Source organism: Pseudomonas sp. GG8, assembly GCF_052976945.1.
Genome location: NZ_JBRIIP010000001.1, coordinates 2,646,482 through 2,672,530 on the forward strand (window position 1 = coordinate 2,646,482; position 26,049 = coordinate 2,672,530).

25 protein-coding genes are annotated in these 26,049 nt (G+C 55.1%); 15 read left to right on the forward strand and 10 right to left on the reverse strand.

The genetic code is table 11. The annotated features are described in order from the left end of the window. Positions 1–147 precede the first annotated feature (147 nt). From ACVBEG_RS12695 to ACVBEG_RS12710, 4 genes are all read left to right on the forward strand, one after another. Positions 148–618 (forward strand): DUF2271 domain-containing protein, encoded by a 471-nt coding sequence (locus tag ACVBEG_RS12695; protein WP_322216654.1) that lies wholly within the window; start codon positions 148–150, stop codon positions 616–618. A 25-nt stretch (positions 619–643) separates the two neighbouring features. After that, positions 644–2,869 (forward strand): PepSY domain-containing protein, encoded by a 2,226-nt coding sequence (locus ACVBEG_RS12700; RefSeq protein ID WP_322178931.1) that lies wholly within the window; start codon positions 644–646, stop codon positions 2,867–2,869. Beyond that, positions 2,859–3,839, forward strand: a complete 981-nt coding sequence (locus ACVBEG_RS12705) for an FAD:protein FMN transferase (RefSeq protein ID WP_330201793.1) — start codon at positions 2,859–2,861, stop codon at positions 3,837–3,839. Before ACVBEG_RS12700 ends, ACVBEG_RS12705 begins: the two co-directional genes overlap by 11 nt. A gap of 79 nt (positions 3,840–3,918) precedes the next feature. Further along, positions 3,919–4,620 carry a VIT1/CCC1 transporter family protein gene (locus ACVBEG_RS12710; RefSeq protein ID WP_330201786.1) on the forward strand — a complete coding sequence of 234 codons (702 nt, stop codon included), beginning with the start codon at positions 3,919–3,921 and terminating at the stop codon, positions 4,618–4,620. 439 nt (positions 4,621–5,059) lie between these two features. Here ACVBEG_RS12710 and ACVBEG_RS12715 read toward each other — a convergent pair whose 3' ends face one another. After that, positions 5,060–5,740: a class I SAM-dependent methyltransferase gene (locus ACVBEG_RS12715; protein WP_447107787.1), complete on the reverse strand. Its 681-nt coding sequence runs from the start codon at positions 5,738–5,740 to the stop codon at positions 5,060–5,062. Positions 5,741–5,998: 258 nt separating this feature from the next. Between ACVBEG_RS12715 and ACVBEG_RS12720 the strand changes: the two genes are divergently transcribed. The 6 genes from ACVBEG_RS12720 to ACVBEG_RS12745 all read left to right on the forward strand — a co-directional run bounded on the left by ACVBEG_RS12720 (position 5,999) and on the right by ACVBEG_RS12745 (position 13,214). Next, positions 5,999–7,090 carry an ArsO family NAD(P)H-dependent flavin-containing monooxygenase gene (locus tag ACVBEG_RS12720; RefSeq protein ID WP_323566336.1) on the forward strand — a complete coding sequence of 364 codons (1,092 nt, stop codon included), beginning with the start codon at positions 5,999–6,001 and terminating at the stop codon, positions 7,088–7,090. Between the two features lie 41 nt (positions 7,091–7,131). After that, on the forward strand, positions 7,132–8,160 hold the full coding sequence (locus tag ACVBEG_RS12725; RefSeq protein WP_447108459.1) for a permease: 1,029 nt from the start codon (positions 7,132–7,134) through the stop codon (positions 8,158–8,160). A 20-nt stretch (positions 8,161–8,180) separates the two neighbouring features. Continuing rightward, positions 8,181–8,417, forward strand: a complete 237-nt coding sequence (locus tag ACVBEG_RS12730) for a thioredoxin family protein (RefSeq protein ID WP_330201784.1) — start codon at positions 8,181–8,183, stop codon at positions 8,415–8,417. 131 nt (positions 8,418–8,548) lie between these two features. Continuing rightward, a complete protein-coding gene (locus tag ACVBEG_RS12735; protein ID WP_447107788.1) occupies positions 8,549–9,910 on the forward strand; it encodes a hypothetical protein in 1,362 nt (453 codons plus the stop codon). A 309-nt stretch (positions 9,911–10,219) separates the two neighbouring features. Next, entirely contained in the window at positions 10,220–10,717 is a 498-nt protein-coding gene (locus ACVBEG_RS12740; protein WP_322178923.1) for an arsenate reductase (azurin) small subunit, read from the forward strand. A 13-nt stretch (positions 10,718–10,730) separates the two neighbouring features. Further along, the gene (locus ACVBEG_RS12745) at positions 10,731–13,214 is read left to right on the forward strand and encodes an arsenate reductase (azurin) large subunit (protein ID WP_322178922.1); all 2,484 of its coding nucleotides are present in this window, start codon (positions 10,731–10,733) and stop codon (positions 13,212–13,214) included. Positions 13,215–13,236: 22 nt separating this feature from the next. Here ACVBEG_RS12745 and arsJ read toward each other — a convergent pair whose 3' ends face one another. The 5 genes from arsJ to ACVBEG_RS12770 all read right to left on the reverse strand — a co-directional run bounded on the left by arsJ (position 13,237) and on the right by ACVBEG_RS12770 (position 17,782). Then, positions 13,237–14,457 (reverse strand): organoarsenical effux MFS transporter ArsJ, encoded by a 1,221-nt coding sequence (arsJ, locus tag ACVBEG_RS12750; RefSeq protein WP_447107789.1) that lies wholly within the window; start codon positions 14,455–14,457, stop codon positions 13,237–13,239. Between the two features lie 12 nt (positions 14,458–14,469). Beyond that, positions 14,470–15,474, reverse strand: coding sequence for an ArsJ-associated glyceraldehyde-3-phosphate dehydrogenase (locus ACVBEG_RS12755; protein WP_322178920.1), 1,005 nt, complete (start codon positions 15,472–15,474; stop codon positions 14,470–14,472). 90 nt (positions 15,475–15,564) lie between these two features. Then, positions 15,565–16,281 (reverse strand): arsenical resistance protein ArsH, encoded by a 717-nt coding sequence (arsH, locus tag ACVBEG_RS12760; RefSeq protein WP_447107790.1) that lies wholly within the window; start codon positions 16,279–16,281, stop codon positions 15,565–15,567. Continuing rightward, on the reverse strand, positions 16,274–17,347 hold the full coding sequence (arsB, locus tag ACVBEG_RS12765) for an ACR3 family arsenite efflux transporter (RefSeq protein WP_322178918.1): 1,074 nt from the start codon (positions 17,345–17,347) through the stop codon (positions 16,274–16,276). The genes arsH and arsB overlap by 8 nt, the downstream gene beginning before the upstream one ends. Positions 17,348–17,425: 78 nt before the next feature. Further along, positions 17,426–17,782 carry a metalloregulator ArsR/SmtB family transcription factor gene (locus tag ACVBEG_RS12770; protein WP_322178917.1) on the reverse strand — a complete coding sequence of 119 codons (357 nt, stop codon included), beginning with the start codon at positions 17,780–17,782 and terminating at the stop codon, positions 17,426–17,428. 176 nt (positions 17,783–17,958) lie between these two features. Between ACVBEG_RS12770 and ACVBEG_RS12775 the strand changes: the two genes are divergently transcribed. Then, positions 17,959–18,504 carry a cytochrome b gene (locus ACVBEG_RS12775; protein ID WP_322178916.1) on the forward strand — a complete coding sequence of 182 codons (546 nt, stop codon included), beginning with the start codon at positions 17,959–17,961 and terminating at the stop codon, positions 18,502–18,504. An 84-nt stretch (positions 18,505–18,588) separates the two neighbouring features. Beyond that, on the forward strand, positions 18,589–19,785 hold the full coding sequence (locus ACVBEG_RS12780; RefSeq protein WP_322178915.1) for an MFS transporter: 1,197 nt from the start codon (positions 18,589–18,591) through the stop codon (positions 19,783–19,785). 120 nt (positions 19,786–19,905) lie between these two features. Here the strand turns inward: ACVBEG_RS12780 and ACVBEG_RS12785 are convergent, their stop codons facing one another. Together ACVBEG_RS12785 and ACVBEG_RS12790 are read right to left on the reverse strand one after the other, a co-directional pair. Beyond that, positions 19,906–20,160: an Lpp/OprI family alanine-zipper lipoprotein gene (locus ACVBEG_RS12785; RefSeq protein ID WP_322178914.1), complete on the reverse strand. Its 255-nt coding sequence runs from the start codon at positions 20,158–20,160 to the stop codon at positions 19,906–19,908. A gap of 202 nt (positions 20,161–20,362) precedes the next feature. Further along, positions 20,363–20,566, reverse strand: coding sequence for a universal stress protein (locus tag ACVBEG_RS12790; protein WP_447107791.1), 204 nt, complete (start codon positions 20,564–20,566; stop codon positions 20,363–20,365). 76 nt (positions 20,567–20,642) lie between these two features. Between ACVBEG_RS12790 and ACVBEG_RS12795 the strand changes: the two genes are divergently transcribed. Next, a protein-coding gene (locus tag ACVBEG_RS12795) for an IS3 family transposase (RefSeq protein WP_447107390.1) occupies positions 20,643–21,805 on the forward strand; the annotation gives its coding sequence in 2 pieces (ribosomal slippage) (positions 20,643–20,898 and positions 20,898–21,805; 1,164 coding nt in all). Here ACVBEG_RS12795 and ACVBEG_RS12800 read toward each other — a convergent pair. After that, positions 21,736–22,515 (reverse strand): universal stress protein, encoded by a 780-nt coding sequence (locus ACVBEG_RS12800; RefSeq protein ID WP_447107792.1) that lies wholly within the window; start codon positions 22,513–22,515, stop codon positions 21,736–21,738. The genes ACVBEG_RS12795 and ACVBEG_RS12800 overlap by 70 nt on opposite strands. A gap of 277 nt (positions 22,516–22,792) precedes the next feature. Between ACVBEG_RS12800 and ACVBEG_RS12805 the strand changes: the two genes are divergently transcribed. Beyond that, on the forward strand, positions 22,793–23,785 hold the full coding sequence (locus ACVBEG_RS12805) for an IS5 family transposase (RefSeq protein WP_447107587.1): 993 nt from the start codon (positions 22,793–22,795) through the stop codon (positions 23,783–23,785). A 476-nt stretch (positions 23,786–24,261) separates the two neighbouring features. Beyond that, complete coding sequence (fnr, locus tag ACVBEG_RS12810; protein ID WP_322178912.1) at positions 24,262–25,005, forward strand: fumarate/nitrate reduction transcriptional regulator Fnr; 744 nt, start codon at positions 24,262–24,264, stop codon at positions 25,003–25,005. 19 nt (positions 25,006–25,024) lie between these two features. Here fnr and ACVBEG_RS12815 read toward each other — a convergent pair whose 3' ends face one another. Then, entirely contained in the window at positions 25,025–25,933 is a 909-nt protein-coding gene (locus tag ACVBEG_RS12815; protein ID WP_322178911.1) for a universal stress protein, read from the reverse strand. Between the last annotated feature and the right edge of the window lie 116 nt (positions 25,934–26,049).

Consider the following 26,049-nt stretch of genomic DNA (forward strand, 5'->3'; position numbering starts at 1 on the left):
TCAAGCGGGAGAGAAATCATGTTCAGTCACTCAAGCGTCCTTGCCCCGCAGCTGAAAACTACCTGATCAACTTTTTTCACGCCTTCAGGTTGCATTCAGCTAGCAAGGCCAGTATTCCGCCACAACGCTCTAACAGGAAACCCCACCATGAAAAAGATTGCTGCTGCAATGTGTCTCGCCGGTGCCGTCGCCCTGCCAGGGTTAGCCCAGGCGCGCGAAGTGACCTTGACCACCCAGTTAAAAAACTACAACGGCAACGATGCTTATCTGGCGTTTTATGTCACCGATGCCAATGGCAACTATCAGAAAACCCTCTGGGTCGCCGGAAGGAAAGCCAAGTATTACAAACACCTTCCTGACTGGGCTCGCGGCAGCGGGTTGAAGTCCAGTGAGTTTGACGGGGTCAGTGGTGCCAGCGTCGGTAGCGGGCGCACCCTGAAAGTCAGTGTAGAACTGGCTGACACCCTGATTGATGCGGGCTATCAGATCCGCATCGACAGCGCTGTCGAGAACAAACGCGAGGTTCGCGCTGACGTTGTCGTACCGCTGACGACTAAAGGTGCGGGCAAGCCTGCAACCGGCAACGGTTATGTAGAAACCTTTACCTACGACATGTGACTTCGGCACCTATTGGAGGCTGAACATGCTTCGCCAGTTTCATTCACTGCCCGGCCTTATCGCTGCCCTGCTGGTTATGGTGTTGGCCATCAGCGGCGCGATCCTGTCAATTGATCCAGCCATAGAACGAATGAACGCAACTGTGCCCGCAGTCGGCCAATTGAACGTTGCCGAGTTGGCGGGCCGGGTGGCGCATACCTATCCAGCGGTTGAACAAATTCGGCGCAGCGCTTCTGGCTCGATCATCGTTTACTACAACCAGGACGGTCAGGCGGGTGCCGAGCTTGTCGACCCCATGACCGGACAAGGCATTGCGCCCTATGCACCGTCAGCCTTCTCACGCTGGGTGAAAGACTTGCACAGGTCATTGCTGCTGGGCACGCCCGGCCATGCGATGTCAGGTATTGGAGCCTTGGTGATACTGATCCTGTCAGCCTCCGGCGCTGCATTGCTGGCAAGACGACTGGGCGGCTGGAGACAGATCCTGCGCCCGCTGCAGGGCAGTTTCAGCCAACGCTGGCACGCTGAAGTCGGGCGTTTCGCGATCCTCGGTCTGCTGCTATCCGCGTTGACGGGTATGTATATGTCAGCGGTGATGTTCGAGTTCATCCCTGACGGAACCCAGCAGGAGCCGGCTTTCCCGAGCACCATGAGTGGCGGTCGGGCAGCACCTGTCGAGACGTTGCCTGCGCTGCTGGCGACCGACCTTAATGATCTGCGCGAGCTAAACTACCCCAGTCCCGGCAACCCGACTGATGTGTTCTCGCTGCACACTGCCCAGGGCGACGGTTTTGTTGATCAAGCCAGTGGCGCGCTGCTGTCTTACCAGGCTCATGACAACGCCCGTGATGCCTATGAATTCATCTACCAGTTGCATACCGGCGAAGGCTTCTGGTGGCTTGGCCTGTTACTTGGCATTTGCGCGTTGAGCGTGCCGTTGATGAGCGTCACAGGCGCCCTGCTCTGGTGGCGCCGCCGTCAGTCGATGCCACACATCAGTCACAACAGTGGCGCACAGTCCGCTGACACGGTGATTTTGGTGGGCAGTGAAAACAACAGCACCTGGGGATTTGCGAAAACGTTACATGAGGCCTTGAGCCAAGCGGGTCACCGTGTACATACCGCTACCATGAACCAACTGGCGACTGAGTACCGCAGTGCCGAGCGCCTGTTTATTCTGACAGCGACTACCGGTGACGGCGACGCACCAGCCTCCGCCAGACAGTTTTTCAAACGACTGGCGAACGCACCTGTAAAACCGGGCCTTGGCTTTGCCGTACTAGGCTTTGGCGACAAGCAGTTTCCGAGCTTTTGTCAGTTCGCCAAGGATACGCAAGCCGCCATGCTTTCACACGGCTGGCAGCAACTGCTTGAACTTGAAACCATCAATCGACAATCAAGCCAGGAGTTCACACGTTGGGGGCATGCCGTCGGCCAATTGATCGGCCATGATCTGACGCTGGTGCACACGCCCGTTCAGCCGAAAACCCGCACCTTGCACCTGGTGGAACGCGTGGAGTACGGCGAACAGGTCAAGGCACCCACGCACATCCTGCGTTTCAAAGCCGTAGCGCCCTTGCTCGCACCGGGTTGGCTGGCGCGCCTGCGCAAGGGGGATGGGCTGCCTCATTTCGAAGCAGGTGATCTGGTCGGGATTCTGCCGCCTGGAAGCGTGCTGCCGCGGTTCTACTCACTGGCCAGTGGGTCAACCGATGGCATTCTGGAAATCTGCGTGCGCAAGCATCCTGACGGCGTGTGTTCCAGCCTCCTCCATGACTTACCAATTGGCTCGCAAATTGAAGCATTCATACAGCCCAACCCAGACTTCCGCCCTGCCTCCGGGAGCGCTCCGGTGATTCTCATTGGTGCCGGCACCGGTATCGGTCCTTTAGCAGGCTTCATCCGTAACAACACCGCCAGACACCCGATGCACCTATATTGGGGTGGCCGCCACCCGGCATCGGACTTCCTCTATGAGCCACAGCTCAATGGCTACCTGGCGGACCAGCGACTCACCAAGTTGCAAGCGGCTTTTTCACAGGTACACGACCGCAGCTATGTACAAGACCGGATCATCGGCGACGCCCTGCAGATGCGCCGTTTGATTGAAAAAGGCGCTCAGGTGTTGGTATGCGGCAGTCGGGAAATGGCGAAAAGCGTGATGCGCGCGCTCGATGAAGTCCTGGCACCGCTTAACCTGACCGTGCTGACACTCAAGGCACAAGGACGCTACCGTGAAGATGTCTACTGACTATCAGCCCTCCCCTGCCGACCGACACAGTCTCAGCGGAGAGACCATGGGCACGCGCTACACAGCGCTGTTCTATGCCAAGCCAGAGGTGGACGAGACTGCCATTGGCAAAGGTCTGTTCGAGGCTGTCGACAACGTGGACAGGCAGATGTCGACGTGGAAGCCGGAGTCTGACCTCAACCTGCTAAACGCTGCACCCGAGAATGAATGGTGTGCCCTGCCCAAAGAGCTGACCACCGTACTGACAACAGCTTTACGTATCAGCCAACAATCCAACGGTGCATTTGATATCGCAGTGGGCGATCTGGTGAATGCCTGGGGCTTTGGTCCCGGCGAGCATCAACCCACTGCACAACAGATCAGCGCGCTAAAACACCGGGTGCGACTGCCTGCAACGCAAGCACTCGAAATAGATGCGCTTCGTGGCCAGGCCCGTAAACGTGCAGCGACGACGCTTGATCTCTCAGGCATTGCCAAAGGCTTTGCCGTGGATGAACTGGCACGCTGCCTCGACAGCTGGGGAATAACAAACTATCTGGTGGGTATTGACGGCGAAATGCGCTCACGCGGGCTCAAACCTGATGGACAGCCCTGGGTGGTTGCGATTGAACGCCCCCGCCGGGGAACTCGTGAAGTCATGGGCATCATGGAACTCAGCGATGCGGCCATTGCTACCTCCGGGGACTATCGGCATTGGGTCGAAGTTGATGGACAGCTGTACTCGCATACCATGCACCCTTCGCGTGGAACACCACTGACCAATAAACTAGCTGCAGTGACCGTGGTTGCATCAAGTTGCATGCTCGCCGATGCATGGGCCACTGCTCTGATGGTACTCGGCGAAGAGGCAGGTCCTGAACTGGCCCAAGCACGGGGCATGGACGCATTATTTGTATTGCGCGAAGGGGAAGCATTCAGGGAAATATCCATTGTTGCCGGGCGTATTCAGACGATCCTTGAAACTCGCTAATAAAACATAGCCCCTTCACGCTCTTTATGCGCTACGTTATCTCCAGCATTGACGCCTTCTCTGCGAGCGTAATTCATAAATGAAGTTCATGCGCAAACATTCCGAGGCCCATAGAAGTGACCGAATTGGTTGGCTTCGCGCGGCCGTATTGGGTGCCAACGACGGTATTGTGTCGACCGCCAGTCTTTTAATCGGGGTGGCCGCGGCCCACGCCACACACAGTACTTTACTGGTGACCGGTATTGCAGGACTGGTCGCAGGCGCCATGTCCATGGCCGCTGGAGAATATGTTTCTGTGCACTCTCAGGCCGATACCGAGCGAGCGGATCTAGTGCGCGAGCAAACCGAGCTTGAAAAGGATCCGCTTGCTGAACATTCTGAGTTGGCGTCCATTTACATGGCTCGTGGTATTGAACCTGATCTCGCCAGGACAGTGGCGACGCAATTAATGGCACACGACGCCCTGGGTTCACACGCGCGCGACGAGCTCGGGATTTCTGACGCGCTCAGCGCAAAACCACTGCAGGCAGCATTGGCATCGGCGGCCAGTTTTTTTGTCGGCGCAGCCTTGCCACTGATCGTTACGTTTATTGCACCCGCTCAAAGCGTTATCCCGTGGATATCAGGGATGTCACTTCTATTTCTGGCAACGCTCGGCGGTATAGCGGCGAAAGCCGGAGGCGCCAGCGTTCCAATAGGCGCGTGGCGAGTGACCTTTTGGGGGGCACTTGCCATGGCTATTACCGCGCTGGTGGGCACCTCATTCGGTGCAGTTGTCTAATAATTCATGCGCCAAAAAAGGGAGCCTAGGCTCCCTTTCTTAAACGACTGATATGCCAGATAGTCGTAATCTGTCAATCAGGTATCAGGCCGTGGTATTGATTCTCGTGCCCACACTGCCAGAGGTTGCTTTAGGCATCTCTACTTCGCCTGCTTTGCTACCGTCGTGATCGCCGTCACTGTCCATGGCAACAGTTTTGACCTGTTGAGCGGACACAGGAGCAGTTCTAATGATTGGTGTACTCGTCGAACTTCCAATTGCAGATGTCATATACATCTCCGATAACTATCGAGTGAGTGCAATAATTTAATTGCCACTAAATGTAACTCAGATTGAGTGAAATTTATGTCAATTGGCCACAACTTTTTTTCAAATCGACCATTCATGCACCGCAATTGTGAGCTTTGGCCCGCAGTTCGATGTTGTCTAGATGACTCTATCAATCCTTGCGTAGAACGTAGACCCTCCACATGTCATACAAGGGAATAAAGTCGAGACGTTTCTGAATACCAAACCCCGCCTCTTTGAACTCGCGCTCGGCAGTTTCCCTTGGGATGACGAACCGCTTTTGATAATCGCCCTTATCCCCCCCTGCGCGCCGACATGCCTCTTGACGTTTACGTTTCCAGGATTTGAAGTTGCCGTCCACCCACAAAGAAATGATTAGCGTTTCCCGAGTGGCCCGATGGAACTCCTTGAGCATCGTCAACCGGAGTTGCGGTTCGCCTATATGGTGCAGCAAACGCATGCAGAAAATGCTGTCTACCGAATTGTCGGGCAAGTCGATCTCAAACGCTGACGTTTGCAAGGCGCGTACTCGCTTGACCACCTCAGTCGACTGCGACTTGCAGGCGGTCTCGATCATGTCCGCAGAGTGATCCGCGCCGATAATGACTCGATTAGGCTTTTCCGCCAACAGAGGCCAGAACCGCCCTGCTCCGCACGGAAGATCAAGAACCAGTCCCGGCTCACCGGCCAGGGAAAGTGCCTTGCGCGCGAGGTGCTCATTGCGCAGGTGAAACAGCCTGCGAGCAAGCCCATCCTGATGTTTCAAAAAATACTGCGACACCTGCTCCTGATCGTACTTTTCAGAAAACTTCAGTTTGATGGGGTCGCTCATGATGCTCTCCAATTGCTCATGATTCGTACGCTACTTAAGCATTAGTCGCAGCGAGGTCAAACACGTGTGAAAGATTTGTGAGACCCCTGTGATATCAACGCTTTATCCACGACCAAAAGCCGTCATGTTGCGTGCGTGCCGCGCACGCGCAGCGCTGTCAAGATTGATTGTCCAGACTGGGGACTGATCAAGATCAAAACGAGATTTTTCACTCCCTATATATTTGTAAAAATTTCATGACCCCAGGCCTGTATCAACATGTCCAACCATTCCAATTCGGTAGATGTTTTGATCATCGGCGGCGGTCAGTCAGCACTGGCAGTCGGCTATTTTCTTCGCCGCACCAAGCGTTCATTTCTGATCCTCGACGCTGAAAAAACACCTGGCGGCGCTTGGAATCATGGGTGGAATTCGCTTCATCTTTTCTCGCCGTCGACCTGGAGTTCCATTGCCGGCTGGATGATGCCTCCCGTGGAGGATGGTTATCCGACGCGAGACCACGTGATCAGTTATCTGACTCAGTACGAGCAGCGCTACCAATTTCCAGTGGAACGCCCAATCCGAGTCACGGCAGTAGAGCGCAGCGAAACTGGGCTGCGCGTGCACGCAGGTGACCAGTATTGGGATGCGAAAGTCGTCGTGAGTGCCACTGGCACATTGAGCAACCCTTTCATACCGAGCTATCCAGGTGCGTCCCGGTTTTCGGGTCAGCAACGGCATTCGGCGCAGTATGTCGAGGCGCAACCTTTTGCGGGCAAGACCGTACTGGTCGTAGGCGGCGGAAACTCCGGAGCGCAAATTCTGGCCGAGGTTTCTAAAGTGGCTGACACCGTTTGGGTGACACCACAGGAGCCTGTTTTCCTTGCCGACGAGGTTGATGGCCGGGTGCTTTTCGAACGTGCAACTGAACGCTGGAAGGCTCAGCAGGAAGGTCGAGTGATCGAACAGCCGGTCGGTGGATTGGGAGATATTGTCATGGTGCCCCCCGTGGTCGAGGCCCGCGAGCGTGGCGTCCTCGGGACAGTAAGGCCCTTCAAACGATTTACCCATAAAGGTGTTATCTGGGCAGATGGTTCAGAATCAGAGGTAGACGCAGTGATCTGGTGTACAGGGTTCAAGCCTGCTCTGGATCATCTGGACCGGCTGGGTGTCCTCAACGATGAAGGCCGCGTTGATGTCGATGGCACTCACTCAATCAGAGAGCCCAGGTTGTGGCTGGTGGGTTACGGCGAGTGGACAGGCGCCGCTTCAGCTACCTTGATTGGGGTGACACGGACAGCGCGCAGCACGGTCAGCGAAATTGATACGTTCCTGAACGGTCCATTGCCTGGAGCAGGCGATGGACTTTGATAGTGTGTCAGATCAAGTCGAGATTTTTACACATGAATGAAATGATTGTGCGCTGGCCGCAGCGTAACCCCCGCCTTTTTCTGGTAGTGGCAGTGCTTGTTTGGTTCGGTTTGTATGAGGCCCTGATTCCAGTGTCGGAGGCTTTGGTCGCAGCGCTGCCCGTTGATCGTGACAGCCACTTGGGGGGCGCATTACAGTTTTTTCTCTATGACACGCCCAAGGTGCTGATGCTGCTGACCGGCATCGTGTTTTTGATGGGCATGATCAACTCCCACTTCACACCTGAACGCACCCGCGCAATGTTGGCGGGTCGAAGCGAGGGCATGGCCAATGTCATGGCGGCGTCTCTGGGTGTGTTTACCCCGTTTTGTTCCTGCTCTGCTGTGCCTCTGTTTATAGGTTTTGTTCAGGCAGGCGTGCCATTAGGGGTGACCTTCTCATTTTTGATTTCCGCCCCCATGGTGAATGAGGTCGCGTTGACCTTGCTGCTTGGCTTGTTCGGCTGGAAAGTTGCACTGCTGTACCTGAGTCTGGGTTTGTTTATTGCGATTGTTGCGGGCTGGGTCATTGGGCGCTTGAAAATGGAGGCCTATCTAGAGGACTGGGTTCGTGACATGCCCAAGGTCCACGCAACCGCTGGGGACACGAGCATGCCGCTGCATGAGCGGATAAATGCCGGGTTTGGCAGCGTGCGCGAAATCGTCGGGAAAGTATGGCCTTACATCCTTGCCGGTATCGCTATTGGCGCAGGTATTCATGGGTATGTGCCGGAAGACTTCATGGCCAGCTTCATGGGCAAAGAAGCGTGGTGGTCTGTCCCGCTCGCGGTGCTGATAGGCATACCAATGTATACAAATGCGGCGGGGATCATTCCTATTGTGCAGGCGCTACTCGCGAAAGGTGCGGCGCTGGGCACCGTCCTGGCCTTCATGATGAGTGTCATTGCGCTCTCCCTCCCAGAGATGGTGATTTTGCGCAAGGTGTTGAAGGTTCGCTTGATAGCCACATTTATTGGTGTCGTGGCCGTTGGCATTCTCATCGTTGGCTATGTCTTCAACTTAACTCTGTAAATCCACCTGTTGAGGTTTTTATGAAAGACATCAAAGTACTAGGTACCGGCTGTTCCAACTGTAAGTCGACGATAGCCATCATCGAGCAAGTCGCTCACGCTAAAGGCGTACCTGTGAAGCTGGAAAAAGTGGAAGAGCTGCGTGACATCATGAGCTATGGGGTTATGTCGACACCCAGCGTCGTCATTGATGGCAAGGTCGTTCATTCCGGTGGCATCCCGAGCCGAGATAAGGTCGAGCTGTGGCTTAGCGCCTAGACCGGGACGACATCATCGATATACACCGCCAATCTCAGCGACGAGCCGCCTGACTCTCGACCTCTCAGGCGCTGTCGACTCAGGGTAAGAGACCCGGTTCGATTGGCGCATGGGCCCATGCGGAGACGAAGATGCCTAAGCCAGTCATGCCAGTTATGCCCTTGTTCGATCACGATACGTCCTTCCTGTCGACGGCCGCCGCCGCTGCGTCCCTGGCCGGAATCTCGATAGAGACCCTCAACAGTCAGTGCTTCTGCATCAGCCTGGACACCAAGGCACTGCGTGAAGCGTTGGAGTCGACGCTCGGTCAACCCGGCCTGTTCGAGCTGGTACAGCAACGTTGCCCTTATCTGTTCGCCGGGCATCCAGTCTTTATCAACCCGGCCCATTTGGAGCGCATGGCGCAGGTCGTGCGGGCTGTCGAGTCGGTCATCGCGCTCCCGGCTTACCGCGAGGAAGTGCTGGCTCGTTCGCCCACTATTGCGCGACATGATCCTGGTGGGGCCAAGGGAGTGTTCTTCGGTTATGACTTCCATGTCACTGAGGGTGGTTTCGGCCTGATCGAGATCAACACCAATGCAGGTGGGGCCATGCTCAATGCAGCGCTGGCGCGAGCGCAACACGCGTGTTGCCCGGCCATAGAGCAATTGCTGCCACCCTCGGGCAGGGCCGAGACGCTTGAGGCAGGAATAATCGAGATGTTTCGCCATGAGTGGGCGCTGCACGGGCTGGATAGGCCGCTGCGCAGCATTGCGATTGTCGACGATGCTCCCGAGCAGCAGTATCTATACCCCGAATTTTTGCTGTTCCAGCAACTGTTCCAGCGCCATGGATTGGAAGCGGTGATAGTCGATCCCTCCGAGCTAAGTCTGAGAGGTGGTGCACTTCGGCATAACGAGTTGGTCATCGATATTGTCTATAACCGCCTGACCGACTTTGCTCTCGATGCGCCCGCCAATGCGACGTTGCGTCAAGCTTACCTTGAACGTGCCACGCTGCTCACGCCTCACCCACAAGCCCATGCCTTGTACGCGGACAAACGTAACCTGGCTTTGCTCTGCGATGCCCAATGGTTGCAGGCGTCGGGCCTGCCGCAAGCCACCCAAAACCTGCTACTCGCCAGCATTCCACATACTGAGGTGGTGACCCCGGAAAGTGCCGAACGCCTGTGGCGCGAGCGTCGACGGCTGTTCTTCAAGCCTTGTGCAGGATTCGGGAGTCGCGCCGCCTATCGCGGCGACAAGCTAACCCAGCGGGTGTGGCAGGAAATTCTTGCTGCCGATTACGTGGCCCAAGCCCTGGTTCTCCCTGGACTGCGGACCCTGTCGGCCACGATTCCGGCTCACGTGCTGAAATTTGACGCGCGCGACTATGCCTACAACGGCGTGGTGCAGTGGGTGGCGGCGCGCCTGTATCAAGGCCAGACCACCAACTTCCGGACGTTGGGCGGCGGTTTCGCCCCCGTATATCCAGGGCCCGCGCCAGAGGCCTAAGCATCGCAGACGCTTGATTGGGTCGTCAAAAATTGACGCACCTCCGGTAAATCGATGTGGTCGAGAACGCCGTCGAACAGCACATGCAGCGACTTGTACCCTCTGGCTGTGGCCGATTTGAATGAATCGGGGCGCATCGGTTGACATAGGAGCGTCAATTGGCTGCTTTTACGGGCAGCGCAACAATCGTTTTTTTATCCTATGCTGACTGGGTCAAAAATAAAAATCCGCTTACGACACAGACGAAGTCAACTGCATCGCAAGCGTCATGCGGAGGCAGAGATGATATCGATTTCCAGAAGAGTCTTCTTGAAGGTTGGAGGCGGGATTGCTGCGGGCGCAGTCATCGGAGTACCCCATTTTACCCAAGCGGCGGCAACCACGCCTGAGCCGCAGGTGATAGGGCGGGTCAACCTTCCCTACCCAATGAAAGCGATCATCAACGCGCAGAAATTACAGGTCAACACCCCTGTCTCGTTTTTCTATCCCGATGCCTCCTCACCTTGCGCATTGATCAAGATGGGCGCTCCCGTTCCGGGTGGCATTGGCCCGGAGCGCGACATCGTTGCCTACAGCACGCTATGCACGCACATGGGGTGCCCGGTCACCTATGACGCAGGGCCGCGGGTGTTTAAATGCCCGTGCCATTTCAGCATTTTCGATCCTGAAAATACGGGTCAAATGGTTTCCGGCCAGGCGACCGAGAATCTGCCCAGCATAGTGCTCGAATACAACTCCAATGACGATTCGGTACGTGCAGTGGCCGTCGAAGGGTTGATCTACGGGCGTCAGTCCAACCTCCTTTGATAAGAGGCTTAAAATGGCAACCAATAAAGATCGGATGGCGCTCCCCCCTCCAGAGGCCCAGAAAACCAACCTTGCCTGTCACTTCTGCATCGTGGGTTGTGGCTACCACGTCTACAAATGGCCAGAGAACCTGGAAGGTGGACGGGCACCCGATGAAAATGCGTTAGGGCTCGACTTTCGTAAACAGCTACCTCCTCTGGCTGTGATCATGACCCCTGCGATGCAGAACACGATCACTGACAAAGACGGCAAGCGTTACAACCTCATGATTGTGCCCGACAAGCAGTGCGACGTTAATAAAGGGCTCTCGTCCACGCGAGGCGGTCAACTGGCCAAGGTCATGTATAACTCCGACGGTGTGGGCAAGGAGCGTCTGCGCAGCCCACGGATTTATGTGGCTGACCAGTGGCTAGACACCAGCTGGGATGATGCGCTGGCACTTTATGCGGGCGTTACCAAGAAGATTCTTGATAATGACGGGCCAGCCGCCCTCGCCTTTGACTGCTTCGACCACGGAGGCGCCGGAGGAGGATTTGAGAATACCTGGGGCACCGGCAAGTTGATGTTCACGGCGCTGAAGACACCGCTGGTACGTATCCACAACCGCCCTGCTTATAACTCCGAGTGCCACGCCACACGCGAGATGGGCATTGGTGAACTCAATAACAGCTATGAAGACGCCGAGCTGGCTGACGTTATTATGGCCATCGGCTGCAATTCATACGAGACCCAAACCAACTACTTCCTGGCCCACTGGCTCCCCAATTTACAGGGGCAGACCGTCATCAAACGCAAACAGCGTTTTCCTGGGGAAACCGTTGCCCCGGCGAAAGTGATTTTTGTTGACCCGCGCAGGACGCCTACTATCGCTGTGGCCGAGCAAGCGGCAGGCAAGGACAACGTCCTTCACCTGGATATCGAACCGGGAACGGATATCGCTTTGTTCAACGGTCTGTTGACCTACGTGGTTGAACAAAAATGGCATGACCAGGAGTTTATCTCGGCCCATACCAAAGGGTTTGACCAGACGCTTCAAGCCAATAGGTTATCGATTGAGGAAACCAGCCGTATCACCGGTGTTTCGGCGGACAAGCTCAAGCTTGCAGCCGAATGGGCCTACAAGCCCAAAGCTTCTGGCCACCGGCCACACACCATGCACGCCTACGAAAAAGGAATCATCTGGGGCAATGACAACTACCTGATCCAGTCTGCCTTGGTCGACTTGGTACTTGCGACTCATAACGTAGGACGTCGGGGTACCGGGGTGGTGCGCATGGGCGGCCACCAGGAAGGTTACACGCGCCCCCCTTATCCAGGCACCACCAAGATCTATGTGGATCAGGAGATCATCAATGGCAAGGGCATGATGTACACGGCATGGGGGGCCAATCCATTCCAGACCACCCTCAATGCAGAGCAACACCGTACCGTCATTCTGAAGCGCGCCAATATTGTTAGGGAGGCCATGGCGACGGTGCGCGGCGGCTCAACCGCGCAGAGGGTGGACGCGATCTACGATGCGGTGAAAAATAAAGGCGGTCTCTTTTTAGCCAATATCAACCTCTATCCCACCAAGCTGGCAGAAGCCGCGCATGTGATGCTGCCAGCAGCTCATCCGGGCGAGATAAATCTCACCTCGATGAATGGAGAGCGGAGGATGCGTCTGTCGCAAAAGTTCATGGATCCCCCCGGTTCAGCGAAAGCCGATTGCCTGATTGCGGCCGCTATCGCCAACACCCTTCGGCAGATGTATAGCGCCGAAGGAAAGCAGGACATGGCGGCGCGATTTGCGGGCTTCGACTGGAAAACAGAGGAAGATGCTTTCAATGACGGCTTTCGTATGGCCGGTCAGCCGGGCGTCGGCCCTATCGATAGTCAGGGCGGTAACACAGGCAATCTTGTCACCTACGAGCGACTGATTGCGATGGGTAACAATGGAGTCCAGCTACCCGTCAAGGAGTACCGGGATGGCAAACTGATCGGCACCGAAATGCTCTACACCGACTACACGTTCGACACGCCGGACGGTAAAGCCGAGTTCAAGCCAGCAACGTGGCCTGGGCTGCCAAAACCGGTCGCGGAGCAGAAGGAGAAATATAAGTTCTGGATCAACAATGGACGTATCAATGAGGTGTGGCAAACGCTCTATCACGACCAATACAACGAGTTCGTGAAGGCGCGCGTACCCATGGCGTATCTGGAAATCAACCCCGACGATGCAAAATCCTTGGCGATTGCATCCGGGGACGTGGTTGAAGTATTTAACGACTACGGCTCGTCTTACGCGCTGGCCTACCTGGAGCCTGATATAAAGCGGAATCAGACCTTTATGCAGTTCGGCCACTTCAACGGTGTTATGGGCGATTTAACCACGGCATGGACCGACCGAAACGTAGTGCCCTATTACAAAGGGACATGGGCAAATATCCGTCGTATCGGGAAAGTGGAGGCGTTTAAAGAGACGATCAGCTTCAAGTCGCGCAGATTCATGACGTAATGACGATTGTCCAGGCAGTGCTTCATATCGCCGTGGCATGCCTGGGCAAAGCAATGGAAATCAGCGCGGCGAGCAACACAAAAGCGCTCGATATCCACAAGCACGCACTCAACCCGTACATCTGGTAAATCCATCCGGAGAGCACGGTGCCGGTCAACCGGCCCATCGCGTTGGACATGTAGTAAAAACCTACATCCAGTGAGACGCCGTCTTCCTTGGCGTAGGAGACGATCAGGTAACTGTGCAGCGATGAGTTCACGGCGAACAGGACGCCAAAGACCATCAGCCCACCCAAGAGAACGACGTGCTCGGACAACCCAGTGTTCAACCCCAAGGCAATAGCCCCTGGCAGAAACGCCAGCGGAAGTGCCCAGAGAAAAGCCGCTCGACCATCAGGCACACGCCCGTTTTTCTTGCCCGTAATGCTGGGCGCGAACGACTGCACTATGCCGTAGCCGATCACCCACGCAGCAAGAAAACCACCGACTTTCCAGACGTCCCAGCCAAAGGCTGTACTGAGATAGACCGGCAATGCGACGACAAACCAGACATCCCGAGCGCCAAACAAAAACATCCGTGCTGCCGACAGGATGTTGATCGCACGGCTCTTGGAAAGGATCTCCCGGAACTTGGGTTTGGCTTTGGCTTTGCCCAGGTCCTTCTTGAGCAAGATCAGACTGCTGATCCAGATCAGCCCCAATACGATGGCCATGGCCAGCACGGCGCCCTTGAATCCGATGGCAGCCAGCAGTGCACCGCCCAGAAAGAAACCGACGCCCTTGAGCGCATTTTTCGAGCCGGTTAGGATCGCGATCCACTGGTACAGTTTGCCTTGTTGTCCATCGGGCACCAGCAGCTTGATCGAGCTTTTGGCACTCATCTTGTTCAGATCTTTGGCGATCCCCGACAACGCCTGGGCGCCCATTACCCAAGGAATCGTCAGCCAGACCGAGGGCACTGTCAGCATCAGCAGTGCCACGACCTGAATGGCCAAACCAATATTCATGGTCCGGTTCAGGCCCAAGCGGGCCCCAAGGTAGCCACCCACGAGGTTGGTGACCACGCCAAAGAACTCATAAAACAAAAACAGCGCCGCAATCTGAAGCGGGCTGTAGCCCAATGCGTGAAAGTGCAGTACCACCAACATGCGCAACGCACCATCGGTGAGGGTGAAGGCCCAGTAATTACCCGTGACGAGCAGATACTGCCGCACTTCTGGAGCAAGGGCTGACAACGCGTTCATGATGATTCCCTGTCAGACGGCCAGACCGACCATTTTTGCCAGTTCGACCGTACGGTTGGCATAGCCCCATTCGTTGTCGTACCACGCGTAGATTTTTACCTGAGTGCCATTGATGACCATGGTCGACAACGCATCGATAATTGAAGAGCGCGGATCGGTACGGTAGTCGATGGACACCAGCGGACGCTCCTCATAGCCGAGAATGTCTTTCAATTCATTCTCGGAAGCGTCTTTCAGCAGTTGATTAACTTCCTCTGCAGTCGTGGCGCGTTCAACTTCAAACACACAGTCAGTCAGCGAGGCGTTGGCCAACGGAACACGCACGGCGTGACCATTCAGACGCCCGCGCAATTCCGGGAAAATTTCGGCGATGGCCGTGGCCGAGCCGGTGCTGGTCGGAATCAAGCTCATACCGGAAGCACGCGCACGGCGTAGATCCTTGTGCGGCTGATCGAGGATGCTCTGGGTGTTGGTCAGGTCATGAATGGTGGTGATCGAACCATGACGAATCCTCAGCTTTTCGTGGATCACTTTGACCACCGGAGCCAGGCAGTTAGTGGTGCACGAAGCGGCAGTCACAATGCGATGTTGCGCAGAGTTGAACAGGTGGTGATTGACCCCCATCACAATGTTCAACGCCCCGCTCTCCTTCACCGGAGCGCTGACCACAACGCGCTTCACGCCTTGGTCAAGATAGCCCTGGAGAACCGCAACCGTCTTCATTTTGCCGCTGGCTTCGATCACCAGATCGCAGCCCGACCAGTCGGTATCGGCGATTGCCCTATTGGCACTGACCTTGATCCGCTTGCCGTCGATGACAATGCACTCGCCTTCGGAGTCGGCCTGATACTGCCAGCGGCCATGCACGGAGTCGAAGTTGAGCAGGTGCGCATGGGTCGCTGCATCACCGGCCGGGTCATTGATCTGCACGAATTCAAACTCTGGCCAGCGCCAGGCTGCTCGCAGCGCGAGGCGACCGATCCGACCGAAACCATTGATGCCAACTTTGATAGCCATGTCTTTGTTCCTCGTCTCTGCTGTCAGTGGGAGTCCGACCTACGCGCGCCGGACAGGCCAAACATCGGTTATTACACGGTGAAACTGTCCTCAGATAGAACGCTGATTAACCCGGTCCATGAGTGCTTCCGCCGATTCTTTGCGCTCGGAATAACGATCGACCAGATAGTCCTGGCGGTCGCGCAGCAGCAATGTGAACTTCACCAATTCTTCCATCACGTCGACGACCCGGTCATAGAAAGGAGAGGGTTTCATCCGACCGTGCTCGTCGAACTCCAGATAGGCCTTCGGTACGGACGATTGATTGGGGATGGTGAACATCCGCATCCAGCGCCCGAGTACCCGCAGTTGATTGACCACGTTGAACGACTGCGACCCGCCACACACCTGCATGACCGCCAGGGTTTTACCCTGGGTCGGGCGGACTGCGCCCATGGCCAACGGCACCCAGTCGATCTGTGCCTTGAACACGGCGCTCATCGAGCCGTGACGCTCGGGTGAGCACCACACTTGCCCTTCCGACCACAGCATCAGCTCGCGCAGCTGTTGAACCTGCGGATGGTCATCGGCGACGTCATCGGGCAATGGCAAGCCTGATGGATTGAAAATCCGTGTTTCGGCGCCCATGCGTTGCAGCAGGCGAGCCGCTTCCTCTACCAGCAAGCGGCTGAAGGAGCGCTCACGCGTCGATCCATACAGCAGCAGGATGCGTGGTTTATGGGTGGACTTCAGTTCGATCCCCAGTTTGTCTGCCGAAGGTAATTCAACCAGGTCGGCGTCGAGTTGGGGGATGTGGTCGTCATACATAGTCGTTGTCCTGCGCAACTGCGCTCTTGGATTCATCGAACCAGCGGCGTTTAAGCCACAGCGCTACACCCACTAAAGAAATCAGCACCGGCACTTCCACCAGCGGACCAATCACCGTGGCGAAAGCAACCGGGGACGCCAGGCCGAAGGTAGCGATGGCCACCGCAATCGCGAGTTCGAAGTTGTTGCTCGCAGCAGTAAAAGCCAGAGCCGTGGTACGCGGATAATCCGCCTTGAGCAGCTTGCCCATGCAGAAACTAAGGAAGAACATCACGACGAAGTAGATCGTCAGCGGGATCGCGATGCGCAATACATCCAATGGCAGTTGCAGCACCTTGTCGCCCTTGAGGCTGAACATGGCGACGATGGTCAATAGCAATGCCACCAGGGTCAGCGGGCTGATCTTAGGAATGAAGCGCTCTTGATACCAGTCGTTTCCTTTACGGGCGATCAGGATCTTTCGGGTCAGAAAACCGGCCATGAATGGCACACCCAGGTAGATCAGAACTGACCCGGCGATGCTGATGAAGCTGGTCTCGATAACGCTGCCTTCCAGTCCAAACAGTGGCGGCAATAGCCCCAGGAAAATCCAGGCGTACAGGCTGAAAAACAATATCTGGAAGATGCTGTTGAACGCTACCAACCCGGCGACATATTGATTATTGCCTCCCGCGATCTGATTCCAGACCAGCACCATGGCAATGCAACGGGCGAGGCCGATGAGGATCAATCCGGTCATGTATTCCGGCTTGTCGCTCAGGAAGACAATCGCCAAAACGAACATCAATATCGGCCCGATGACCCAGTTCTGGATCAGAGACAACGCAAGGATGCGCTTGTCTTTGAAGACCTCTGGCAGCTCCTCATAACGAACCTTGGCCAGGGGCGGATACATCATCACGATCAAACCGATGGCGATCGGGATGTTGGTGCTACCCACAGAGAGACTGTTGAGCCACTGCGGCCAGCCTTCGAACAGGCTTCCCAGCCCGATGCCGAACGCCATGGCCAAGAAAATCCACAAGGTCAGGTAGCGGTCCAGAAAGGAAAGGCGGCTTTTGCTCATGTTCATATCTCCTGTTGTCAGAGCGTACCGACCAGGGCTAGCTCGGCCTTGAGCTGCTCGGCGCTCAACGTGGCTGGATCAGCAGCAGGCTGCGGCGCGCGCCGGGCGGTCGCCCATTTCATCAAGACGTTTCGCGTCAGGGCTCAACCAGTGTTTGTTGGCCTCCAATACGGTGGTCAGAACGCCATGCACCCAATCAGGCAGGTTCGGGTGCAGGCGGTAATACACCCATTGACCTTGCCGACGATCTGCCAGAAGTCCGCAATTGCGCAGTTGCGCCAAGTGCCGGGATACCTTGGGCTGACTCTCGTTGAGCGCGCAGGTCAGCTCGCAGACACAGAGTTCACCCTCATGGGCAACCAGCAGCATCATGCGCACTCGATTGTCGTCAGCCAGGCATTTAAAAACGGCGGTGGGTGTCAGAGGATCGGTCATGACGGGGTTTCAGCTCATATACGGTTTTTCGAATATATGTTTTTCCATATGTGAAGTAAAGGAAAAACAGCGTGATCCCCTTCCGTTAAACACGCACCGCGTTCAGTTTGGTTTAAGCTTTGAGCCCCAGAATAATCGTCACTTACCAAGTACCACGGCACAACAAGGACATCGTTATGGGCTGGAAAAACACAAAACAACGTTATGGCATTCTCTCCATCGGGCTGCATTGGCTGATGCTGGCCTTGATCATCGGCGTCTACGCCTGTATTGAACTAAAAGGGAACTTCCCCAAAGGCAGCGACTTTCGTGAGTTGCTCAAGCAATGGCACTTCATGCTGGGTCTGGCAATCTTCGCACTGGTGTGGCTACGTCTTCTGGCCCGCTTGATTGCGCCGACACCTACCGTCGTACCCGCCCTCCCGCAGTGGCAGGCAATCCCCGCCAAGCTGATGCATCTCGCCCTGTATGCGCTAATGATAGGCGCGCCGCTCGCCGGTTGGCTGGTACTGAGTGCGGCCGGCAAACCTGTTCCCTTCTTCGGAATTGAACTGCCGCCCCTGATCGGCACGAATGAGGCGCTGGCTAAATCAATTAAAGAATGGCATGAACTGGCCGGAACAACCGGCTATTGGCTGATAGGCCTGCACGCAGCGGCCGGCCTGTTTCACCATTACATAAGTCGCGACAATACCCTGACCCGCATGTTGCCTGGGCGGTAAGCTCTACCCGGTACCCGCAGGCTGTCGAGCGACATGCACGATCAGCACTGCGGGAAATCGGCTGACCCTCCTGGAATCTGACCTATGCCCGAGACGGTAACCACCCGCAACATCCCACGTACGGTCTGGGCACTGGGGTTCGTCAGTCTGTTCATGGACTTGTCGTCAGAAATGGTTCATGCGCTGCTGCCGGTATTTTTGGTCGGCACGCTCGGCGTCAGCATGATCACGCTAGGTTTTATCGAGGGCGTTGCGGAAGCTACGGCCCTGATCGTGAAAGTTTTTTCCGGCGCGATCAGTGACTACTTCGGTAAACGCAAGAGCCTCTTGCTGGTGGGCTATGGGCTTGCAGCACTCACCAAGCCACTCTTCCCCCTGGCTCATTCCGCAGAAATGGTATTTACCGCACGCTTTCTGGACCGGATTGGCAAAGGGATCCGCGGAGCGCCACGCGATGCTCTGGTCGCCGATATATCACCACCAGAGATCCGTGGCGCGTGCTTCGGCTTACGTCAGTCCATGGACACCGTAGGGGCCTTTTTTGGACCTGCAGTGGCCATCGGCCTGATGTTTATATTCAGTGGAGATATTCCTCTCGTCTTATGGATCGCCGTGATACCCGCGCTGGTAGCCGTCAGCCTGATTTTTGTTGGCGTCAATGAACCTGCACACGAGCAGCGAACTCAGCACTTTCGGTCGCCGATACGCCTACAGCTGCTCTACAGCTTTTCGCCAGCGTATTGGCGGGTGGTGATTGTGGGAGCACTGTTCACCCTGGCGCGCTTTAGCGAGGCATTTCTGGTATTGCGCGGCCAGCAAGCAGGACTCTCCGCGACCTGGGTACCCATCGTGATGGTGGTGATGGCTTTGTTCTACACACTTTCTGCCTACCCCGCGGGGAAACTCTCTGACCGAGTCAGCCGCAAAGCGCTTCTCGGCGTGGGTCTGATATTGCTTATCCTGTCCGATCTCGTGCTAGCCAACGCAGAATCCATCACAATGCTGATGCTCGGCGTTACATTGTGGGGGCTTCATATGGGATTCAGTGAGGGGCTGCTGGCCGCTCTTGTGGCCGACACGACACCGGAAGGGCTCAAAGGAACCGCCTTTGGGGTTTTCAATCTGGTGAGTGGTTTCTCCATGCTCCTGGCAAGTGCTCTTGCAGGTCTGCTGTGGCAAACCTATGGATCAGCAATGACCTTCTATGCCGGTGCTGCTATTTCTGCAGTCGCGTTCATACTTCTGTTGATGCAGCGTCAGGGTAACGATCACATGAAGTAAGCACCGCGTATTGCGACACAGGACATCGCAACGAAACGTGTCGGCTCTGGGCGGAGCGTATCCCCCACTTTCGAGCCGACTCAGGCAAACAATCAACGCTAATCCCAGCGTATTTATTTGCTATTTGCGCGTGGCTTTTTGGAGCATACGGCTGGCACTCTCATTGGCCTTGTCGGCAGTTTGTTGAGCCTGGTTAGCGGCTGAAAGCGCTTGCTCCGCCTTGGAGTAAGCATCATCAGCTCTGACCCGGGCTGCGGCAGCCGAGTTTTCAGCCCCCGTCAATCTCGCGTCAAACTCCTTGGCTTTTTGATTGCTGCAACCCGCCGCCATGGCCAGGACCAATATCAGTGGAACAGTCAGAGTCAGGTTTCTCATTTTTAACCTCTCACATTACGGCATCGTTAATAAAAATTGACTACCTGTTTAGCGACACGAAGAAGTACGGATCACCCCCCCGCTTCGCACCCGCCTGCACAGTGTGAATTGTATATCCATGCCCAGTTTGATCTGCGTCAAACTCGCAACAAACGACTTGATCCTGAGCCTTTAAATTCACCCAGATACTCAGTCTATGTCGCTACTCAAGCGGTGACGGCTTGATCGCCAACAGACTGCTGTGCATGTGATAAACCACTTGTTCGGCGGTGCTACCCAAGAGTTTGCTCAACCCTCTACGGTGCACCGTGCCCAGCACGACAACATCAATATTTTCTTCTTCAGCATAAGCAGTAATGACTTTCGCCGGGACACCCATGATGAAGTGGCGGCACTCTGGCGGCACCCGATATCGATCTGTAGTGGTCTAATGAAACCGGACACCCATTTAGGCGAGAATGCTCGCCAGATCGAGGTGTCAAATGACCAAACAACGCCGTACCTTTTCTGCTGAATTCAAACGCGAGGCTGCCGACCTCGTGCTCAAACAAGACTACAGCTACATCGAAGCCAGCCGTTCACTCGGCGTCGGCGAGTCGGCACTACGCCGCTGGGTCACGCAGGTTCAGCAGGAGCGCCAAGGCGTTACCCCGCAGAGCAAAGCGCTGACACCGGAACAGCAAAAAATCCAGGAGCTTGAAGCCCGGATCGCCCGCCTTGAACGGGAAAAATCGATATTAAAAAAGGCTACCGCGCTCTTGATGTCGGAAGATCACGAGCGTACGCGCTGATCACTCAGCTGAGCGTCCATGAGCCGGTTGATTGGCTGTGTAAAGTGTTTGAAATCAACCGCTCAAGCTACTACGCCCACCGTCTCAAGCGCCGAACGCCTGATGTCGAACGGCTTCGATTGCGCAGCCGAGTGAGCGAGTTGTTTTCACAAAGTCGCAGTGCTGCGGGCAGCCGTAGCATCCTCACCTTGATGCGTGACGATGGTGAGCAACTCGGCCGGTTCAAAGTGCGCAGCTTGATGCGTGAGCTTGACCTCGTGAGCAAACAGCCAGGTTCACATGCCTACAAACGAGCGACGGTTGAACGGTTAGATATTCCGAACATCTTGAATCGGGAGTTCGATGTCCCGGCACCCAACCAGGTGTGGTGCGGCGACATCACCTACATTTGGGCCCAGGGGAAATGGCACTATCTGGCTGTCGTGCTGGATCTTTGCGCACGCCGAGTGGTGGGCTGGGCGTTGTCAGAAAAGCCGGACGCCGATCTGGTTATCAAGGCGCTGGATATGGCTTACGAGCAACGAGGAAGGCCTCAGGGCCTGCTGTTTCACTCGGATCAAGGGTCGCAGTATGCGAGTCGTTTATTTCGCCAGCGTCTGTGGCGTTATCGAATACGCCAGAGCATGAGTCGCCGGGGAAATTGCTGGGACAACGCGCCAATGGAGCGCGTGTTCCGCAGCTTGAAAACTGAATGGATACCGACTCTGGGTTACAGAACCGCCCAAGAAGCCCAGCGTGATATCAGCCTTTTCTTGATGCATCGGTACAACTGGATTCGACCCCATCAATTCAACGGTGGGATGGCGCCAGCTCGGGCCGAAGAAAAACTTAACGTCGTGTCCGGGATTAGTTGACCACTACAATCAGCCAATTCAGTAAACGCTTTTCCTTCAGCCTCATACACCTCTTCGCCCATGCCCGCTGAAAACAATGTCGAACCCATGCCCTCCGACGCATACATATATGAAAGGTCATACGCGTAAAGCAGATGCAGTTCAGCATTGCACTGTGCCGCCAACTTCTCTGCCGCCAGGATAATCTGATCATTAAACTGTTCGAACTGCTCTTCCGGCTTAAACGGATCTACCGCGGCCAGAATTTTTCTCGGCGTGGCGTGCTGGACGTTCGCAACAAGGTGCACGGAGGATGAACAGTCCCTCAATAAACGCAGGTCCAGAGGTGTAAACAAGGTACGCATCAGCAGAGATTCATGCTCGAGGTCTTTGATAAGCATGGAAGGGTTTAACTCTTTGACGTGGCGCAATATCTCCTCCAGCGGACGCTGAACCCACACCACTTCCGTTGTTACCACTATTTTGAGATTGCGCAGGGAAACAGCTTGCTCTTCAAGCCACTGACGATGCCGCAGTAAGTAACCCTCGCGCATTTCAGAGAGCGCTTGTTCATTGACCAGGCCAGCCGTTGCCAAGCCTTCAACATAGTCAAAGGCCACGATATGCAAGGGAACCCCTTTAGCTTTAGCCAGTGCTGCCGCTCGGTCAAAAGCCGGAGTTCGGTGCATCAAGGGTGAAGCCACTAACAATAAACGCTCAGAGTCCGACATGTAACACCTCCACTTACGGAAAGGGTCAACGGCTGGGGAGAATAGGTGACCTCCTCCCGACAGGGTCTATGTGTTTCACATTCTTGACGATCAAGCGGCCCACACATTGATCTACATCAGAGCCACTCTGCCAGAACCCAAATGCGTTAGATCAACGCGCGATAAAAAACCTGCCCATCACAATCTTTATTGAATAACCACATCTAAGGAAACTCTGAAAAAGGTTTCCAAATCTGGTGAAATACCCTCCATCACATGAGCTGAACGGTTGAGCCCCATGAAGCAGATTTCTTTCGCTGATGCTGAGTACGCAGGTAAACGTAAGCGGACCCGCCGTGAGATTTTCCTGAGCGAGATGGACAAGGTCGTGCCCTGGAAGGGGTTTATTGCGTTGATCGAACCGCATTATCCAAAGGGTGTTGGGGGACGTCCGGCGTATCCGTTGATGGCGATGTTGCGTGTGCACCTGATGCAGAACTGGTTCGGCTACAGCGATCCGGCCATGGAAGAATCGCTGTATGAGACAACGATTCTGCGCCAGTTTGCGGGTTTGAATCTGGAGCGCATTCCCGACGAAACCACGATCCTCAACTTCCGTCGCCTGCTGGAGAAAAACCATCTTGCCAGGGGCATCATGGAGGTCGTTAATGGCTATCTGGGCGACCGAGGCTTGATGCTTCGTCAAGGCACTATCGTTGACGCCACGATCATTCATGCGCCGACCTCGACCAAGAATAAAGAGGGTAAACGCGATCCCGAGATGCATCAGACCAAGAAAGGAAATCAATATTATTTCGGGATGAAAGCGCATATCGGGGTGGACGCTGATACGGGCCTGACCCATAGCGTGGTGGGCACGGCAGCCAACGTCGCGGACGTTACCCAAGTCGATCAGTTGTTGCACGGCGAAGAGAGCCATGTCTGCGGCGACGCGGGCTACACCGGGGTGGAAAAGCGGCCGGAACATGAGGGGCGCGAGATGATCTGGTCGATCTCCGCCAGGCCCAGCAGCCGTCGCAAACATGGTGAAAAAAGCGTCATTGGCCGTGCGTTGCGCAAGATCGAATATGCTAAATCGCAAACTCGGGCCAAGGTTGAGCACCCGTTTCGGGTCATCAAACGCCAATTTGGTTACACCAAAGTGCGGTTTCGCGGACTGGTAAAAAACACCGCGCAGTTGGTAACACTGTTTGCGTTGTCGAACCTGTGGATGGCGCGCCGACATTTGCTGGAGCCTGTAGGACAGGTGCGTCCGCAGTATGGAAATTAAGGGTTAATAAGCGCCTAAAACCGGCTTATTCATCGAAAAAAGTCGATATTTCAGAAATTTCAGCGAGGTATTCTCTTTTTGAGCGTCTGACGCCCGATTTTCTGTAAAAAGAAGGCCTTACTTCAGACCTTCCCTAACCAAAAAAAAATGATGGTGCGAAAAAATGGCGTTATGCTTGCGCACATGCGCAAGGAAATCCCCATCAAGATGTAACTTCTACTTAACAATTTTACGCACGCTTTCCATAAGCCGTTAGTTGGCAACCCGCAAAACAATCCACCTTGATTTAAAATATAAAATAGGCCACTCATTTGAGTGTGAGTGCGCGATAGTTATTCCCTGACAGGGAATTCCATACAACAAAAAATGCTAATAAAGTCCTCCCTGCTTCGCCCGCCATTCATCTATAACTGATCACTCGCTCTGTCATGAAGCGGGTCCATTGGCTACGCTGAAAAAACAACAGGAGATCTCTCATGACGCTTCCGGTAATGCTTAGCCCTGTGCAACAAATAAAGGCTGCCTGTTCAGGGTGCGGTGTGCGAGGGCTGTGTTTATCTGCTGGCCTGAACAGTTCAGAAGTCGATCTTCTGTCCACCCTCATTCAGCAACGGGTCAAAATCAAAAAAGGCGAGACGCTGTATCATGCGGGGGATCCTTTGCGTTCGCTGTATGCCGTCCGGTATGGATTTTTCAAGACGACCGTCATTTCGGAGGATGGCCGCGAACAGCTGACAGGCTTTCAAATGGCGGGAGAAATGCTGGGCATAGACGCCATCAGCAATGACCGACATGTGTGTAATGCAATCGCACTGGAAGACAGCGAAGCGTGCCCGATTCATTTCATGCAACTGGAACGACTGTCTCATGAGTTGCCTTCGCTTCAACACAACCTGCACAGGCTGCTGAGTCGAGAAATAGTCCGTGATCATGAAATGCTTTTGTTATTGGGAAACCTCAATGCTGATGAGCGTCTAGCCGCTTTTTTGCTGAATTTGTCGCATCGAATGGTCACGCGCGGCTATTCATCCAAAGCGTTCGTCCTGAGAATGACCCGGGAAGATATCGGGTCTTATCTTGGTTTGCGCCTGGAAACAGTCTGCCGGGCTATTGCGCGCCTTCGTGAACTTGAGATTGTGCGCATTTCGGGCAGAGCCGTAGAGATCCTTGATTTAGCAGCCTTACATTCGCTGGTGTCAGGGTGCCGCCGAGCTGATTGAGAGTAGACCCCGCCCTTATCTATGCCTTGACCACAAGAACACTGCAGGGGGCGTGTTGGAGAATATTCTCCGCGGTGTCGCCCAACACCAAGTCCAGATTGTGATGAGGACGTGTGCCCATCACCAGTACATCAACCGCGTTATCGGCCGCGAACTTTTTGATGGCCGGGAGCGGAGTCCCTTTCAGGTAATAAGCGTTCTCCTTCGCGATACCATAGTATTCCGCCAGCGCAACAAACGCTTCAAGGTGCGCATCACCAAGCGCATCGACAAAGTCTGCTTCGATGGGCATCGCCCCCATGATCGTAAAGCCTGAAGCATAGACAGCGGCCCCATCGAAGACATACAGCATCTGTAGAACGCCATCGCACTGTGTTGCCAATCGGGAAGCCGTTTCGATAATGATATCGTTGAGCTGAAGGTCTGCATCAGCAGAACGAAAAAGATTAACCGCCGCCACTATTTTGTGCGGTAACGGGTTTGCCGAATCGATCACCACGTGGACTGGCACAGGGCAATCACGCAGTAGCTGCCAGTCCAGCGGTGTAAAAAAAATGCGTTTGAGCGTTGATTCCTGGTGAACATCCTTTATCACCATCTCCGCTTGTTGGGTGTCGACATATTGCCGAATTTCGTCAACGACATGCTGCGTCCAGAACAGTTGGGTGGTGACCTCAAGCCCGTTTTTTCTCTCATATTCGGCCTCTTGCTCTAACCAGTGGCGATGCATCTGCAAGTAGCCCTCACGCAGTTCCGCCATGGCCCCTTGGTTGAAAACCCCAACGATTGCGAGCGTTTCCATATAATCAAACGCAACGATATGGAGTGCGGCGTTACTGACCTTTGCCAATGCCACCGCGCGCTCAAATGCAGAAGTACGATGCATTTGCGGGGAAGCGATCAACAGTAGATGCTGGAAATTTGCCATAGCGTTCTCCGCAATTCGGGCAGGGTTCAATGTTGAACGTCATGACATGAGCGGCATTGACTTAAATCAGAAGTCGTCATCAGGACCCAAAACATTGAACCATGCCACCTGCGCTG

Coding starts and splice junctions, on each gene's coding strand:
- ACVBEG_RS12695 (WP_322216654.1), top strand. CDS start 148: ATGAAAAAGATTGCTGCTGCAATGTGTCTCGCCGGTGCCGTCGCCCTG.
- ACVBEG_RS12700 (WP_322178931.1), top strand. CDS start 644: ATGCTTCGCCAGTTTCATTCACTGCCCGGCCTTATCGCTGCCCTGCTG.
- ACVBEG_RS12705 (WP_330201793.1), top strand. CDS start 2,859: ATGTCTACTGACTATCAGCCCTCCCCTGCCGACCGACACAGTCTCAGC.
- ACVBEG_RS12710 (WP_330201786.1), top strand. CDS start 3,919: ATGAAGTTCATGCGCAAACATTCCGAGGCCCATAGAAGTGACCGAATT.
- ACVBEG_RS12715 (WP_447107787.1), bottom strand. CDS start 5,740: ATGAGCGACCCCATCAAACTGAAGTTTTCTGAAAAGTACGATCAGGAG.
- ACVBEG_RS12720 (WP_323566336.1), top strand. CDS start 5,999: ATGTCCAACCATTCCAATTCGGTAGATGTTTTGATCATCGGCGGCGGT.
- ACVBEG_RS12725 (WP_447108459.1), top strand. CDS start 7,132: ATGATTGTGCGCTGGCCGCAGCGTAACCCCCGCCTTTTTCTGGTAGTG.
- ACVBEG_RS12730 (WP_330201784.1), top strand. CDS start 8,181: ATGAAAGACATCAAAGTACTAGGTACCGGCTGTTCCAACTGTAAGTCG.
- ACVBEG_RS12735 (WP_447107788.1), top strand. CDS start 8,549: ATGCCTAAGCCAGTCATGCCAGTTATGCCCTTGTTCGATCACGATACG.
- ACVBEG_RS12745 (WP_322178922.1), top strand. CDS start 10,731: ATGGCAACCAATAAAGATCGGATGGCGCTCCCCCCTCCAGAGGCCCAG.
- arsJ (WP_447107789.1), bottom strand. CDS start 14,457: ATGAACGCGTTGTCAGCCCTTGCTCCAGAAGTGCGGCAGTATCTGCTC.
- ACVBEG_RS12755 (WP_322178920.1), bottom strand. CDS start 15,474: ATGGCTATCAAAGTTGGCATCAATGGTTTCGGTCGGATCGGTCGCCTC.
- arsH (WP_447107790.1), bottom strand. CDS start 16,281: ATGTATGACGACCACATCCCCCAACTCGACGCCGACCTGGTTGAATTA.
- arsB (WP_322178918.1), bottom strand. CDS start 17,347: ATGAGCAAAAGCCGCCTTTCCTTTCTGGACCGCTACCTGACCTTGTGG.
- ACVBEG_RS12770 (WP_322178917.1), bottom strand. CDS start 17,782: ATGACCGATCCTCTGACACCCACCGCCGTTTTTAAATGCCTGGCTGAC.
- ACVBEG_RS12775 (WP_322178916.1), top strand. CDS start 17,959: ATGGGCTGGAAAAACACAAAACAACGTTATGGCATTCTCTCCATCGGG.
- ACVBEG_RS12780 (WP_322178915.1), top strand. CDS start 18,589: ATGCCCGAGACGGTAACCACCCGCAACATCCCACGTACGGTCTGGGCA.
- ACVBEG_RS12785 (WP_322178914.1), bottom strand. CDS start 20,160: ATGAGAAACCTGACTCTGACTGTTCCACTGATATTGGTCCTGGCCATG.
- ACVBEG_RS12800 (WP_447107792.1), bottom strand. CDS start 22,515: ATGTCGGACTCTGAGCGTTTATTGTTAGTGGCTTCACCCTTGATGCAC.
- ACVBEG_RS12805 (WP_447107587.1), top strand. CDS start 22,793: ATGAAGCAGATTTCTTTCGCTGATGCTGAGTACGCAGGTAAACGTAAG.
- fnr (WP_322178912.1), top strand. CDS start 24,262: ATGACGCTTCCGGTAATGCTTAGCCCTGTGCAACAAATAAAGGCTGCC.
- ACVBEG_RS12815 (WP_322178911.1), bottom strand. CDS start 25,933: ATGGCAAATTTCCAGCATCTACTGTTGATCGCTTCCCCGCAAATGCAT.